9 protein-coding genes and 1 riboswitch are annotated in these 16,164 nt (G+C 39.6%); all 9 genes read right to left on the bottom strand.

Annotated elements, in window-relative coordinates; genetic code table 11:
• Positions 1 to 12: 12 nt before the first annotated feature.
• The gene (locus G5B06_RS09240) at positions 13 to 321 is read right to left on the bottom strand and encodes a hypothetical protein (RefSeq protein WP_173761974.1); all 309 of its coding nucleotides are present in this window, start codon (positions 319 to 321) and stop codon (positions 13 to 15) included.
• A gap of 287 nt (positions 322 to 608) precedes the next feature.
• The gene (locus G5B06_RS09235) at positions 609 to 1,706 is read right to left on the bottom strand and encodes a substrate-binding domain-containing protein (protein ID WP_173761973.1); all 1,098 of its coding nucleotides are present in this window, start codon (positions 1,704 to 1,706) and stop codon (positions 609 to 611) included.
• 140 nt (positions 1,707 to 1,846) lie between these two features.
• Positions 1,847 to 2,545 (bottom strand): RluA family pseudouridine synthase, encoded by a 699-nt coding sequence (locus G5B06_RS09230; protein ID WP_173761972.1) that lies wholly within the window; start codon positions 2,543 to 2,545, stop codon positions 1,847 to 1,849.
• A 1,526-nt stretch (positions 2,546 to 4,071) separates the two neighbouring features.
• Complete coding sequence (locus G5B06_RS09225; protein ID WP_148445303.1) at positions 4,072 to 4,251, bottom strand: hypothetical protein; 180 nt, start codon at positions 4,249 to 4,251, stop codon at positions 4,072 to 4,074.
• On the bottom strand, positions 4,241 to 5,332 hold the full coding sequence (locus tag G5B06_RS09220; RefSeq protein ID WP_173761971.1) for a hypothetical protein: 1,092 nt from the start codon (positions 5,330 to 5,332) through the stop codon (positions 4,241 to 4,243). The genes G5B06_RS09225 and G5B06_RS09220 overlap by 11 nt, the downstream gene beginning before the upstream one ends.
• A 289-nt stretch (positions 5,333 to 5,621) precedes the next feature.
• Positions 5,622 to 7,772 carry an ATP-binding protein gene (locus G5B06_RS09215; RefSeq protein ID WP_173771833.1) on the bottom strand — a complete coding sequence of 717 codons (2,151 nt, stop codon included), beginning with the start codon at positions 7,770 to 7,772 and terminating at the stop codon, positions 5,622 to 5,624.
• 146 nt (positions 7,773 to 7,918) lie between these two features.
• Complete coding sequence (locus G5B06_RS09210; RefSeq protein ID WP_173761969.1) at positions 7,919 to 9,763, bottom strand: ABC transporter substrate-binding protein; 1,845 nt, start codon at positions 9,761 to 9,763, stop codon at positions 7,919 to 7,921.
• A 58-nt stretch (positions 9,764 to 9,821) separates the two neighbouring features.
• On the bottom strand, positions 9,822 to 13,028 hold the full coding sequence (locus G5B06_RS09205) for a response regulator (RefSeq protein ID WP_173762037.1): 3,207 nt from the start codon (positions 13,026 to 13,028) through the stop codon (positions 9,822 to 9,824).
• Between the two features lie 159 nt (positions 13,029 to 13,187).
• A riboswitch (cyclic di-GMP riboswitch) is annotated at positions 13,188 to 13,246 on the bottom strand.
• A 626-nt stretch (positions 13,247 to 13,872) separates the two neighbouring features.
• Positions 13,873 to 15,945 (bottom strand): hybrid sensor histidine kinase/response regulator, encoded by a 2,073-nt coding sequence (locus G5B06_RS09200; protein ID WP_173762086.1) that lies wholly within the window; start codon positions 15,943 to 15,945, stop codon positions 13,873 to 13,875.
• Between the last annotated feature and the right edge of the window lie 219 nt (positions 15,946 to 16,164).

The raw sequence follows: 16,164 nt of genomic DNA, 5'->3' as shown, positions 1-16,164 counted from the left end.
GCATTCCCCCTCTCAGAACAAACTGTCCATTACTGCCTGGATGGCCTGCTCATGCTTCGACTCCGCTTTCTTTTTCAAAGCTGCAAGCTCCTCCTCTACCTGTCCAATGACAGTGTTCTCTGTACTGTGTGCACGTTCCTCGGCTGCTTTCATATCAGATGCCGCCTGTTCGCCTGCGGTTGTTTCCGCTTTTCTGATAATCTCCTCCGCCTCTTTTTCAGCTTCGCTGATGATACTCTGTGCACGGACGGATGCGTCTTTTATTTTCTGCTGTGCTTTTGCCTCCGCCTCTTTCACTGCCTTGATCGTTTCCTGGATCATCTGATCACCGCCTCTCTGCATATCCAAATTGTATCACAATTATGTTTTTAAAACAACGATTATTATGCAATTTAACGAAAAATATATTTGTTTTGTGTCAAAAAATCATCAAATTCGTTATATTTTTACCATTTTTTCGCAAACTTTTTATTTGTTTATTCTGTTCATATTTTTTGTTTTTATTCGCAAAAAATGTTCTGTAAAACAAAAAAACCATCCACCAGATGAAATCTTTTTTATGTCTTCATCTGGTAAATGGCTTTTAATTTTTTTGCAGTTGCTGTCTGTCAGTTATACATATAATTTGCGTAGTCTTCGCTTTCAAGATTCTCTGCATCGATCCACGCCGGGTCAAGCAGAACCTGTTTTTCTATTTTTGTTTCTTTCTTCGGTGCCGTGGACTGAATGGCTGCCCACATGGTCTGATATCCCATTGCATATGGATTCTGGGAAAGAACTCCAAGTTCTTCTCCGTTTTTGATCGCTTCCTGCTGTTTGCTGGTGGCGTCCACACCTACCATGGCAACTTTATTTTCACCGTTATCCTTGTTTACTTCCAGGAACATCTCGGAAACATTGGCATTGATGCAGAAAACTCCATCCAGTGCAGGATATTTGTCGAGAACTTCTTTCATGGCTTCCTTCATATCGTCAACCTGATCGGAATAGATGGTTTCTACCACCTTAATATCCGTATAGTTGGCAATATTATCAAGAAATCCCTGCACTCGTTCCTGAGCGCTCTGTGTCTTCTCCTGTGCGGAAAAAACTGCTACATTGCCCATTTTTCCAATTGCACTTCCCAGTTTATAGGCTGCATATTTACCAATCTGTGTATTGTCTGTTCCACGGAAAGCTCTGATCAGTTTCGTGTCACTGACATTGGAATCAAAAGCAATGACCGGGATTCCATTCTCCTTGGCTGCCTCCAGCTGTGCCTGGCAGGATTCCATATCTCCGGCTGAAAGGCAGACAACTGACGGGTTCTCGGCGATTACTGCATCGAGAGTATTGATCTGGCTTTCCACATCTTCCTCGTTATCCGGTCCCTCAAAAGTCATTGTGATCTGGTCCTCTTTTTTGAATCCATAAGCTGTGTTTACGTCCTTTACCGCAGCTTCCATTCCTTCTTTTACTTTATCCCAGAATTCACCTTTTTTACTCTTACTGACAACTGCGATCCTGGCTCCTGACTCTATGGAAAGAGTTGTATCAATTTCCGGAATTGCCGGATTCTTCTCTTCTTCCATTTCCTGTGCTTCAGGGGTTTCCTGGACATCTGCTACAAGCGGTGCAACAAGCTTCTCTACTTCTTCCTTCTGGCAGCCTGTCAGCAGAGTCGCCGCAGCCAACAAGGCCACTGACATTACTGCAACTCTTTTCATTGTAATCTCCTCTTCCTCGCTGGTTACTGTTCTTCATGGCCTCTCTTATCCGTCCACAGTAACGTATACTTTACAAAAATCTTACATTTGGTTACTCGCTTTTTACATTATACACTTTTTCGTATTTCCGTCCAGAGTTTTTACAGTTTTTTCACAAAATCCAGAAATGCGCTGCCCTGAGGCTCTGTCTGGAATTTCATTGGCTTTCCTGTTTTGGGATGTCTGAATTCCAGGCTGCAGGAGCAAAGGCCAAGGGATGTTCCTTTTTCACCGGCAGGATTGTATTTCCGATCCCCAAGAAGGGGAATTCCTGCCTGAGAAAGCTGTACCCGGATCTGGTGATGACGTCCTGTTTCCAGCTTGATTCTCAGAAGCGTGCGTTTCTTTCCGTTTATTTCTTTTTGGTCAAGGACTTTATAATGAAGGATTGCCTTTTTTGCACCAGGTGTATTTTCCGGTACTGCCTGAGACATGTTTGCTCTTCCGTTCTTTTTCAGATAGCTGATAAGAGTTCCCTCCTGCTCTTTTGGTACTCCTTCGGTTACTGCCAGATAATACTTTCCGGCGCCGCCTGCCATCATCTGTTTGCTTAAGTTTCCGGCTGCTCCCGGAGTTTTTGCAAATACAAGTACACCTTCTACCGGCTGGTCAAGGCGGTGAACCACTGCCAGGTATGGCATTTTTCCGGGTGCTTTCTGCGCCAGGTAATTTTTGAGGGCGCTTTCCAGGTCCATAGTTCCGATTCCTGCTGCCTGTACCGGCATTCCGGATGGTTTTCTGCATACAAGAATTTCTTTATCTTCATATAAAATGTTTTCTTCGATCTGACTGTTCCACATAGATTCTTTTCGTTGCTGTCCTGTGTAATATTCCGCGGGATATTTTTGTGATGTGGTGGAATATGGAATTTCGCAACTTTCTTCCTTTCTCAGAGAAGTATAACCGATGATATTTGGGATAGCAACTGGTAAATCAACACACAATGAGACGGTCATCACTTTTTTTACTTTAACAGCTTCCAAAAATGATGACCGTCTCAACACTCTTCGTTATTCAATTTTTCTTCCTCTTAGTTTTTGAATAATGTTTTCTGGTTATATGATTTTTTGTTAATCGAAATCTCTGATTTTATATGGTTATAAAATAATTTCGATTCTCTTTATTCTATTTTTTACACTTTTCTTTTTCTACGTTCTCTCTTCTTTTTTATTTCCTGCTCATAAACGATTGATATATGTAAATATATCTTTTCGATTATTTAGAAAGTTCTATAGGATTGAAATCGATTTGTCCGAGGTTCGATTTCTTTTTTTGAAGAATTTCGGTGGTTACACTTTTTTCTGTTTCCTAAACAATTCTGGACTTAACTTCTTAAATTCAAAACCGTTTGTCATCTCTGTACTTTATGATCTGCTGATTCAAATCGACCTATTGGGATTTTCTCCTCTGCAGCCCTTCTAAAGTATCCTGAAAAAAGTTCCTTCCCGTTTCTTCTGTTATTAATATCCTATCAGATATTCTTCTGATGCAAAGCTTCAATCCATATCCTTATGAATCTGATATGCATTTCAAAGTATCGTTCTCATCTTCACTTCTGTTCCTGGAATCTCTTCTTTCCAACGAACCGGTGAGCTGAGGGTTTTACTCTTTCGAGAAATATTTCTTTACATATTTCCTGAAATCTTTGTATCAGGTGTGTGACAGTTGTTCAATATGAGTTACCGATTCTATAATACCTGAAATACCGAATTCCTTATGTTTCTGATTTCTCTCATTTTAACTGATGTTAAAATATAAGTAAGATTTAAGAGGTTCTTATTTATATCTTATGAGAGAAACTGATGTATTTCTTAAGGGATATCATTATGTGATATGTATCAGGTCTTTCTTGCAGGAAATCCGGTTCCTGTCACTCTCATATTGATGAAGTTGTTTATTATGTTCCCACTGGAATCACCTTTTCCTTTCTTATCTTCATCCTTTCATGTGCATCTATGCTATGAATTGAATGAATTTCTTATTTTTTTGATTTTGTTTTATCTCTTGTTCTTTTTGATGGTCTTATAATAACACTGTTGTGTTGTTTTGTCAATACATTTTTGTATTTTTATATTAATATTTTTGTTTATTATTTGTTTTATGTTTTTATATTTTACTATTTATTTGTATTTTTAATTATTTTCTGTTAATTTATCCGTTTTATCCGTTAAGATGATAGCTTCACAGAGGATATCCTATACGTCAACTGAATTCAGCCTGTTCTTTTCGCCAAAAAATCCCCGACCGGAAGATTTTGTCTGATTGACCTTTCTTCTGACCGGGGATTTGAGTATAGATGTCTGAAAAAGCTGAAACTCCGTTTCTGTTAGTTACCTTTTGAGTCAAAGTCTCTTGTGGAAATAATGCCGTTATAAAACTTCGCATTTGTGTAGATCAGATAATCCGACACATAGGAAATTGCCAGAAGCAGAGCTGAAATCACCAGTGCCGCACCGGACAAGATCAATTTTCGTTTCTTTTTTTTATCGTCTGTATTAACGCTCATTCTGTGCCTCTGTCGTTTTGTTTGTTGTTCCCAGATATCTTAAAGTTGCTGTAACAAAAGAAATCCCTGCTCCTATTTTCATGTCAGCCTGATTATAATAGGAAGACAGGTCAACAAAAAGCTGTTTGTCATATATACCATCCTTCTTTCCGCTGTTTTCATGAATTTTGGAAATTTCTTTTACTTCAGCATAATTTGTATTAAGTGGTTGTCCCGTCAGTGAACTGAAAAAATACTTTTCCGGATGTTTAGTCATATCTGTTACAATAGTATTCCTAAGTTTTCCTGTGGAGTCTTTATCATCAAATTCCACATCGCTTTCATTTAAGAATTCATCACCATTATTCAAAAGTATTGTAGATAGATTCAGTGGCCATACCCAGTAGATTGAATAGTTGTATTTTGTATCTTTTTTTGCATTCTGTATCTTGATTTGAAACTTTCCGTCTTTGATCCAAGTGTATTTTATTGTATTTTCATCAGACTGTTTTTCTCCCAGGAAATACAGGATATGCCCGCTCAGCAGACCTGCTTCCGCAGTGTTATTTCCTACAGTTACCGGCTTATCTGTCTCAATATGAAACGGAGAAATATCCAGAGAGAAGTCCAATGATAAATATCCTGCTTCATATGGTTTAATAAAAAAATCCAGCTTTCCTTTCGTGCCCGGCTCCATGGCGTACTCTTTTCTATACTCCGCTCCGGTGGTCTCATTGAAGCTGTCTCCATCCTTATAGTTTTTCATATTACTGTTTTCACTCAGCATCCAGTTTATGCTTCCACCCTGAGATGTGTTAATTCCATTTTTTATTCTCTGCAGAAGATCATCATGAACACCGGCTTTTCCCTCTGAGCCGATCTCTATCCCCGAATATTTTGCACTGACTGTTCCAGAAGTTCCGCTTACCCGGTTATTACTGACAAACCAGGCAATGCAGATCGCGATAAAAGCAATAGCTGCGGCTGCTATAAATATAATGCTTCGTGCAACTTTTCTTTTATTATTTTCAATTTCTTTCTCAAGCTCTTCCGGCGATAACTGCTCTATCTCATTCTGCAGTTTTACTTTTCTGTCTGTCATCTGATCACCTTATCTGTTTCTTTACAGTAAATGGGCATTCGAATTCTGCTCCATGCTTTGCATTCAAAAAGGAATTTCTGATATTGAACTGTATCACTGATTCCTTTCCAATTTTCATTGTTTTTCATTTTAGCATATAGAATGAAGGTTGTAAATTTCAACTATTTTACACATTGATTTTTTCAACTTTCCGGACAAAAAATAAAACCTGCCTGGGAATCATCTTTTCAGATAAAACCCGGCAGGCTGCTTCTGTTAAATATGTTTTTCTGCTTTTTATATCCATTTGTCACTGTTCAATGGCCTGCGTTTCGGTGCCCCTCCCGCCGATTTTTATTCTTCTTATCGTCTTTTCCAACGTCTTCATATCAACCGGCTTTGAAATATGGGCATTCATACCGGCTGCCAGAGAATACTGAATGTCCTCAGAAAATGCATTGGCGGTCATAGCAATGATCGGAATCGTCTTTGCCAGTTCATGAGTACTCCTGCGGATTGCTCTCGTTGCATCATAGCCATTCATAACAGGCATCTGCACATCCATCAGGATCATGTCATAATCCCCTGGGGCAGACTGTTCAAATGCCTCCAGAACTCTTTCACCATTTTCACAGATGATACACTCTGCGCCCTCAATCTTTAACAGTTCCATCAGGATTTCTGCATTTAGCTCATTATCCTCTGCACACAGGAACCTCATTCCTTTCAAGGTATTACTATCCGGTTCATCTATTTCTTCCTGTGCTGTCAAAACAACCTTTCTGTCCTCTGCAATTCTCAGATCTATGAGAACCTCAAAACAGCTTCCCTGTCCCAGTTCACTCTCCACATCAATGGTACCTCCCATTGCTTCAACCAGATTTTTGGTAATAGCCATTCCAAGACCGGTTCCCTGTATCTTATTAGTTACAGAACTTTCAGCCCGGGTAAAAGCATCAAAGATCGTCTCTTTGAAATCTGCCGATATTCCTATTCCATTATCGCTGACTAAGAAACGGTACTTTGCGTAGACAGATGACTTTGTCTCACATTCTTCTACCAGAAACTGAATTTTTCCACCTTTCTGCGTGTATTTCACTGCATTAGAAACCAAGTTGCTGAAAATCTGCATTAAATGAACCTTGTCACCATTCACCCACTCGTGCCGGATGTTTTCTTTTATGATCGTAAGAGTCTGGTTTTTTTCGTCTATCTGTGAATGGAATATGGTATTGAGTTCTGTAATAAAATCCAAGATGGAAAAATCGGTATACTTAAAAACTGTTTTTCCTGCCTCAATTTTGCTCATATCCAGAACATCATTGATGATTCCTAACAGATGCTGTGATGAAATGTCTATTTTATCTGCATACTCTATTACTTTCGCTTTATTGCCTGCATCATGTCTGATCAATGACGTCATACCGATAATTGCATTCATTGGTGTACGAATATCATGTGACATATTGGACAGGAAATCTGTTTTCGCCTTATTTGCATTTTCAGCTGTCTGCAAGGCTTCCGTTGCAATGTCCTTTGCCTTTTTCAGTTTTTTATTGGCGACTTGCATTTCCCTCAATGCCTGTATCTGAATCTCATTATTTCTTTTTTCATATTCAGCTTTTTGATCAGCAAGACGGCGTCTGGAAATACTGTAGAATAATCCGGCAAAAAGCAAAAGTATAAAACCTGCCATGAGTAATGTTGTAAATCCTATTGTTTTCTGATAATCTTTCAGTACATTATCTACAACACTCTTTTCTACAATACAGATCAGCATGGTGTTATTATTTTCTATCGGACAGTATCCCAAATAGTAAGGTTTGTCACTTCCCAGAAGTTCTACCCCCTGTTCTCTGCCATCCAGTTTTTTTTGAAGAGAATCAGCCTCTTCCTCAGTGATAGCCTGATCTCCTTTTAAATACTTTAACAAAAAATAGTTCCTAAAAAATTTATCTTCTTTCTGATTTGTATAAGTAATATTTCCGTCGTTATCCAGCATAAACAGATACACATTCCCGTTATAGCTTTTCACACTTAACATGGAATCTAATTTTGAATGATCATACAAGGTTCCAATTGCCGTATAAGTTTCCCCATTAATCGTATATTCCTGACATGGAATTGCAACCAGATAACCATCTTTTTTCTTCTGGTTGTAATCAAGAGAAACCAATTTTCCAATATTATATCCGTTCCTCAAATCCAACAAAAGTTTACTTGGCATGTCAACCCGAAGTTTTGTTCCATCAGTGGTTATTGCCTTTCCATTTTCCTGGAGAAATATAAGTGTACTTTCAGATTCTTTCTGCCATGCCTCAAAGAACTTTTTGTTTATATCCAGTCCAAGAGGCCCTCCGTCCTCCTGAATAAGAGAATCCTCAAGCAAATGCAGCTGACTGTAGTATCCATTCACCTGCAGATCATAGGTCTGCTGTATCTGTTCAACAACAGCTCCCATATTGCTTTTCCCGTTTTCTGCGATATAGCTGTTCATCCTGTTCAAAAGGAGCTTTACAAAAATTAAGCTTAAAAGTATAAGAATTAAAAAAAACAATGGTACTATGATCTTTTTTCTTTTTGTTATCGCTTGTTCTTTTCCCACTTTTATTTTTCAACCTCTATATAATCTTCCGGTGCTGACGGTTGCTGTCCGTTTGCCATTGCTGCAGTCCATGCACTTGATAATGTTGTGCCCTTAAGCTGCCTGATCTCACATTCCGGATTTATTTTTTTCAAAACAGACATTGTGGTGTCTGTAAGAAGAATAGAGTACTCCTTGTCTTTGTCTGTTTTTTTCTTATTTACTTCTATGTCCTGTAATGAGAATCCGTTTTCCTCCTGACTGACGATTATTTTCATACCGGATGCAATTGGTAATTCATATTTATTGGTTACATGAAATTTCTCATCAGAATCAGCAAGATATTTCTCCGCAAGTTCATAAACCTCTTTGCCATTGATTTTTGCCAGATATAATGGTGTATCTGAACTCTTTGCTGTCATCAAAGCAACCCGGCTGCCGGTGCACTCCCCTTTGTAAATGGAAGAAGTAAAATAATAATATGGTACCAAAGCCAGCTGAGCATCATTTTCTTCTCTGATCGTAGTTAAAATAGAAGATGCCGCATCGCGACCGTTTTTATCATTTAGCGAAATGGCATATTCGTTTTCAAAATTAACTGTGGTTTCTTCTTTTGAATCCTTGCTGTTCATTGTGCTGCGAAAAGCATCATAAGCCTGTGTTTCATCCATTTCCCCTGACAATAATCCGTGAACAGCCTTAAGGCTGGCATCAAATGATTTTTGAGCAGAATATCGGATATAAACAGAATTATTATTAATTTCATCTTCAAGGCCAGGTACATCTTCCATCATGTTTGGAACATCTACATTTAATGAAATTACACCCTTTCCTTCTGCAATCAGCGTTTGTCCTTCTTTTGAAATCATACGATCCAGGACATCGAATGCCAGGTCCAGTTTTTCCTGATCTTTTTCCAGGTCTTTGTTGAATGCAATATTCAGAGAAGGGGTCATATTTATAAAAGCTTCATCCGAAATCTGTGAAAAAAACGGTATACGGGTTAATTCTGCATCCATCTGTTCCTGATATTCCTGCATAAGTGCCGGATAACCATGAAACATTGCTGCTTTTCCCTCAAGGAACATCTGCGCTGCAGTATTAATATCGACGCTAATATCATCACTTGTAAAATGTGAGTCCTTCAAAAATGTATTGGTTTCTGAAAAAATACGTTCCCATAATGTGTCATCAAACGCGATATCCCCTGATGAACTTTCAGCTGAACTTCTCCATTTGATTCCATCCAGACTCATGAATTCACCAATTGCACCGGTCTGGATCACCTCATGAGCAGACCAGTCTTCTGCAAGATCCAGAGAATAAGGTTTTATACCATTATCATAAAACTGCTGGCACGCCTGTGCATATTCCTTATAATTTTCCGGTATCTTGATCCCGAACTGCTCAAACAATGTCTTGTTGGCAATGATCGTCTGCGGCATACCGCAGATAGGAAGCCACTGAATCTCATCTTTTGAGTTTTTATAATATTGCAATGCATAAGAGTAATATCTGGAAACCACATCATAAGAAGCAAAATCCATAAGATACGGCTCCAGATCCTGTGCATCTGTTCCTGAGAATCGACGTACAGTTATGATATCCGGCAGTTCACCATGTTCTTCAAAATAACTGTATAAATCGGTATCATTGTTGCCGGTAATAAACTCAATATCCTGATCCGGAAACTGCTCATAGATATAGGGTACAATATTTTTCATTAAACGATTTTCCCACAGATACACAGTAAGGTGATCATCATTTTCAGATACTGCTTTTTCAGATTGTCCACAGCCAGACAAAACAGTAGTTGCTACAAGCACCCCTGACAATAAAGCTATCAGACAATGTTTTGCCTTTTTCATACTCGTATTTTCCTCATTCTTTCCTGCTAAAAACATTAATTCAATAATCGGGAATCAATTACAGCCAGCTTTCCAGGACATCATTCAGCTTATTCATATCCAGCGGTTTTGCGATATGTCCATTCATGCCTGTGTTTTTTGCCAGCTGTACATCTTCTGCAAAAGCATTGGCAGTCATGGCAACGATCGGCAATTTTCCCTGTTCACCCGGAAGGCTCCTGATCGCTGCGGTTGCCTCATAACCATTCATGACAGGCATTTGGATATCCATAAAAACAAGATCATACAAGCCTTTCGGAGAAACTTCCACTTTTTCAACTGCAGCTTTTCCATTTTCTGCTGTTTCCACTTCTGCCCCTGTCATCTGTAAAATTTCAACAGCAATTTCTCTGTTTAACTCATTATCATCAACCACCAGAATTCTTTTTCCTGTATAATCTGCTTCTGACAGCTTCTGCAGATAATTTCTTGCTGCTTTTTCTTTTCTGTCCGAAGTAAACTGCCGCAATGTTGCCGTCAGCCTGGAACGGAACAGCGGTTTTGCAATAAAAGCATCTACACCTGCAGCCTTTGCTTCTTCTTCAATCTCGCTGAATTCATAAGATGTTAATACAATGATGGTGATCTCTTTTCCTATCCGTTTCCGGATCTGTCTGGCAGTCTCTATACCATCCATCTCCGGCATCTTCCAGTCTAAAATAACAGCAAAGTAATCATCTTTCAACTCATGCCGTGCATAACAGCGCTCAACCGCTTCCCTGCCAGAGAGAACCCATTCACCCATAATACCAATTTCCTTCAGTGTGGCAACTGTACTTTCACAGCATGTCTTATCATCATCCACAACCAGAACAGGAAGATTCATCAGATTTTTGTCCTGTGCTTTTTCTTTTTCCTGAAGCTCCAGGTAAATCGTTACCGTAATTCTGGTTCCCTTATGTAAGGTGCTTTCCACTTTAATATTACCATTCATCAGATTAACAATATTTCTGCTGATCGCCATTCCCAGACCAGTTCCCTGAACTCTGGTTGTCCGGTGGTCATCTGCGCGACTGAAAGGATCAAACATGATTTTCTGGAATTCCGGTGACATACCGATTCCATTATCCTCAATCGTAAATTCATAGCATCCAAGCTCTGAAAATCCATTTGGCTTTTCCTCTATGGAAAAAATAATATTCCCACCATCCGGTGTATACTTGATCGCATTACTCATCAGATTCACAAATACCTGCTGAATCCTCAGACTGTCACCGCAGACATCCTCATGTTCAATGTGATTAATATGTATATCAAAATTATGTTTATGTTCATCAAGCACCGGTTTCGTAAGCGTAATAAGATTATCCACCAGTTCTGACAGATTGAAATCTTCCTGTGCCAGCGTCATTTTTCCGCTTTCGATACGTGCCATATCCAGCACTTCATTGATCAGCCCCAGCAGATGGCGGCTTGATTCTGTAATCTTGCTGAGGCATTCAATAACTCTCTCCTGACTCTCAATATTTGCTCCTGCGATCGCTGTCAGACCGACAATGGCGTTCATTGGTGTCCTGATATCATGGGACATATTGGAAAGGAATTCTGTTTTCGCACGATTCGCATTTTCTGCAGAACGGTAAGCCTCTTTCAGTGCCTGACGGGATTCAATCTCTGCTTTTTTCTCCTGTGTCACATCCATGGATGCCAGCAATACTTTTACCAGTTTTCCATCCTCCCATTCCAGGGGTATGTAAGAAGCGATCTTATAAGTCTTTTCATCCTGGCTGCAATACTCAAACTTATAAATATCATTTTCACTTTTCAGTTTTTTCCGAATATTATCCGGGGCTATCAGGATATCTATAGCTTCCAATGGTTCCAGTGTCTTATATTTTTCAAGAACCTGCATCTGAAAATCATGATAAAATCCCAGAGGTTTATATATCATCTGTCCATTCAGATTGTAGAATTCATATCTGTCATTTTCCAGATCACAGACAACAAAACGGTCAACCAGACGCACAATACTCTGGATCAGCTGCTCCATGGAAGCATTATCCGCTGCCATCTGCAGATGCCGTGCACTCTCCACCTTTGTCTCTGTGATATCCCGCAGAAAGATCATGGCATATTCTGAATCCTCTATCTCGCCGCGTATGATCACATTACGGACCCATCGTTCTTCTCCATTCAGAGTGATACGGCACTCCAAAGCCAATTCGGTTTCCAGACCCTTCAGCCTTTCTGCAATATAACCACGGTCGTAAAAAGAGGATACCGCCTTCTTATCTTTCTCCACAACATAGGAATCCACAAAATGCCGGATCAGTTCATCCCATGTATGACTCTGTTCAAAGACGGTCATCAGGGACGGCTCAACCTTAAAGGTATCAAAAGTATTCGCTTCCAGATTCACATAATACTCGCACAGATCTGCTTTTGTAAAAGCTCGGTGGAAAGCAGCAGATTTTTGTGCCTGCATGATTTCTTTTTTCTCCCCATCAATGTTAATAAAAATCCCAGCAATCCTGCTGGCAGAACCATCCAGACGGCGTATTACTTCTGCCGATGCCCGAAACCACTGGTATTGATTATCCTTCATTCTCATACGATACTCTACCTGGTATTTTATCTGGTTCGTCTTATCCTTAATTGCCGCCTGAAGCTGCACCATTACTCTTTCTTTATCCTGTGGATGCAGAAGATCTGACCAGGATTCCAGTTTATTCGGAAAGTCCAGAGTGTCATGATAGCCAAGCATTTTTCGGAATTCATGACTCCAGTTTGCATTCACAATCGCACTGTTTTCGTCACAGTCAAAATACCAGAAGCCGGAACAGATAGCCTCATTGAGCAGTGCCAGATTTACATGATCCCAGTTGACCTGTACGGACATAACCCATATCTGTCTGCCCGCCTCATCTGTCGCATCCTCTTTACAAAGCCGTACATTATTCACTGTACCGTCTGCTGTAAGGATCTGTGCTTCCCCTGTTCCGTGAAGCTGCAAAAAACGGTCTCGCTCCAGTCTATCTTCCTCGTCATAAAAGAAGTTTTTCAACGAGCCGTTTGTCTGCTTCATAAAAGAGTCGAATGTATATCCTGTACTATGTAACAGCAGATTGCTCACAGATAAAACAGACAGGTTTTGGTCATAATATCCTGTCATTATGCCTACTCCGCCATTATTTTCCAGTGTTTTCTGTACTGCCTGTGACATGGTCTGTGTCTGTCCCGGTACAGTCTCACTTAAAGAATATATTTTGTCTTCATAATTTCCCATTTTATAAAAATCCTCACTCTGTTTCATGCTTCGTTATCCTGCTTTTATCTGTATACAGAGAACCTATCCCTGCCAGTTTTCTTATCCATTTTTGCATACAAAAAAGGACACCTTCCAAAACCTGCCAGCGTCCCTACTATATTTCTTTAACATCACACTGATTTTAGCCACTTCTGGCTTTGCGTCCCTGCCTTTCAGCAGGTTTGCCCTGAAATAATTTCCATTTTTATCAAAAATAAAATACCACGAAGTTTTTCATACGTCAATAATGTTGGATAGAAAATCTGTGTATTTTGCGTATGTCAGGTTGCATTGTCAGGGATTAGGATGAATTTGGGCTATTTTGCACATTGATATTATTATCTGTTATACATATAATAATATTAACAGGACTCCCCGCACCTCTCAAAGATGTGCCCCAGGGGAGACATTTTTTTATACGAAGATATTATTGAAGAAATAATATAAAGTGGAGTTCTGGTTTAGGGAATTCCATTTTTATTGCTTGTATTTGCTTTGTTATTAGCGTACTTTGCTCCCACATGATGTCCTGCTTTTTTCTCATATTGCATTTCTCCCTTCTGAAGTTCTCTTTTCAGTTACATGACTATACCAGAAGTCGTGGAAATAGCAATTCATCAGATGTACCGAAAATGCGTGGAGGAGATTGGGGATAGTAGATAATAGGGAAAATTAGGATAAAAGAAAAGTCATGGCTCTGCCATGACCTTTTAATTCATATTTGCTGTCTTATTCAGCAGAAATACCTGCCAGTTTTACATTTACGTTATAATATCCTACACAACGTGAAAAATAGGTATACGGATTTGAGAAGTTGCAACCACTACACACAATATTCACACAAAATTCTCTTTATGTTTTCAATTTTTATAGGCTTTGCCAAGTGAGCATTCATTCCTGCTGCCAGACACTTTTCTTTATCTTCTCTGAATGCATTTGCTGTCATGGCAATAATCGGGATCGTCTCAGCATCTGGATGTTTCAGTGACCGGATTGTTTTTGTCGCAGTAATCCCATCCATTACAGGCATCATGATATCCATCAGAATTGCGTCAAAATAACCTTCCGGTTTCTCCTGGAACATTCTGACTGCCTGCAGTCCATCTTCTGCAACTGTCAGATTTGCACCTTCATCAGACAACAGCGTTTCCGCAATTTCTGCATTCAGTTCATTATCCTCCACCAGCAATAAGTTTAATCCGCTGATATCCATCTGTGCCGCTGTTTTCTTTACTGTATCTAGTGCGGGAGCAAGTTTAAACGGAATCCTGATGATAAAGGTTGAGCCAACTCCCTCTTTGCTTTTAACTTCAATAGTTCCACCCATCTTTTCAATCAGACCTTTTACAATCGCCATTCCCAGTCCAATTCCCTGCTGTGTACTTCTTGCATCCTCTCTTTCCTGCGAAAACGGCTCAAATATATGCTCCTGGTATTCCCTGCTCATACCAATGCCAGTATCAGTTATGGTCCACTCATATGTCGTAATTCCGTCAACAGCTTCTGTATAATCTGATACAGTTCTTATCTTGCCGCCAATTCGGTTATACTTAATACAATTTCCATAAATATTAAGAAATATCTGTCTTAAATGCACCGGACTTCCATAAATAAAAGGATATCGAAGCCCTTCTTTTTTTGAACAGAACTGCATCTGGATTCCTCTGTCTTTTGCCCGCTGTTCTATGATAGCCAGAACATCCTGGCTTAATTCCTTAAAGTTGATGATTTCCTGCGTCAGAGGTACATTTCCATCTTCAATCTTGCTCATCTGAAGGATATCGTTAATAAGAGACAATAGGTAGTCTGCAGCTACTTGCATTTTTCTGAAATTTTCCAGGACCAATTCCCTGTCATCAAAATGTTTCTCAGCAATCTTCAGCAATCCGATAATTCCATTCAGCGGGGTTCTCATATCGTGAGACATCCTGGAGAGAAAATCAGACTTGCTTTTATTTGCTTTCTTTTCACTTTCCAAGGCAATTGATTTGTGCATGAAGTCATTTTTATCCAGCATGAGATTCCAATGTTCAATGGTTCCGTCTTCCTTTATCACTTTCTGTCCACGATCTTCGATGTATTTGTATGTACCGTCCTTACAGCGTATCCGGTAAATAGTAGCATAATGATCGGAATGAGTATATTGATTTAATGCATCTGCAAGTCCGACCTTCACATCATCCGGATGAGCAAGGCCGATAATGTTACCGCCAGAAGCGTCCAACAGTTCCTTTGGTGTTGCGTAACCGAGCATATTTGCAAATTGTTCTGAAACATATTTGAAAGAGTATTCCGGGTCATCATTACTGATTTTGACGCCGCCGGGGATGGATACGGTAAACAACTCCAGCTGACTTTGCAGTTTCTTTGTCAATTCCTCGATCATAGCTGTATGCTTTTTCTCTTCTTCCAGAAGCTTCGCATACTCTCTGTTTGATTTTTCCAGTGCCCGCTCTTTTTCCTCTAAGCGATAATGTTCTGTACGGTCAAGAACATAATTAACTGCAATGACATCTCCGGTTTCCTCTTCCCGATACAGAGCCATGTGATCTTCTGCAAGCATAGGCTCAAAAGTAGCAGTCCTGGTCCAGTATCGGAACGATATATGCCGTTCACCATTTTCAAACCGATTTAATAATCGTTCTCTGTTAAACTCGTGCAGAAAATCTTTAAGACCTTCCTCAGGTATGGTCAATGCCCATGCATCTACCAGCCTTTGCAGATTTGAATTTTCTGGTAAACCTAATTGTTCATTCAGGTTATATTTCTTTCCATTAACTACCTGATACATGGAACCACGTACGATATTCTTTGTGAGATTGATCACGCAGTATCCATCGGCAATAGCAAATACCGACTCTTCCAAAAAACGATTATTAATAATATCCTGACTCATACAACTTCTCCTCGTCAATCTTCTAGTAAAAATTATATCCTTATTTTTGTGTGTCCGTCAATAAAAAAGAGTGTGGTAACTATTCAAATACTTAGTCACCCATTTCTCCACTGATTCCCAAAGTGTACTTTGCTCCCACATGATATCCTGCTTTTTTCGCATATTGCATTTCTCCCTTCTGAAGTTCTCTTTTCAGTTACATGACTATACCAGAAGTCG

The organism is Blautia luti (assembly GCF_013304735.1).
Taxonomy (GTDB): domain Bacteria; phylum Bacillota; class Clostridia; order Lachnospirales; family Lachnospiraceae; genus Blautia_A.
The sequence above is the reverse complement of the archived record's forward strand: the minus strand, read 5'-3'. Positions and strand labels throughout refer to the sequence as shown.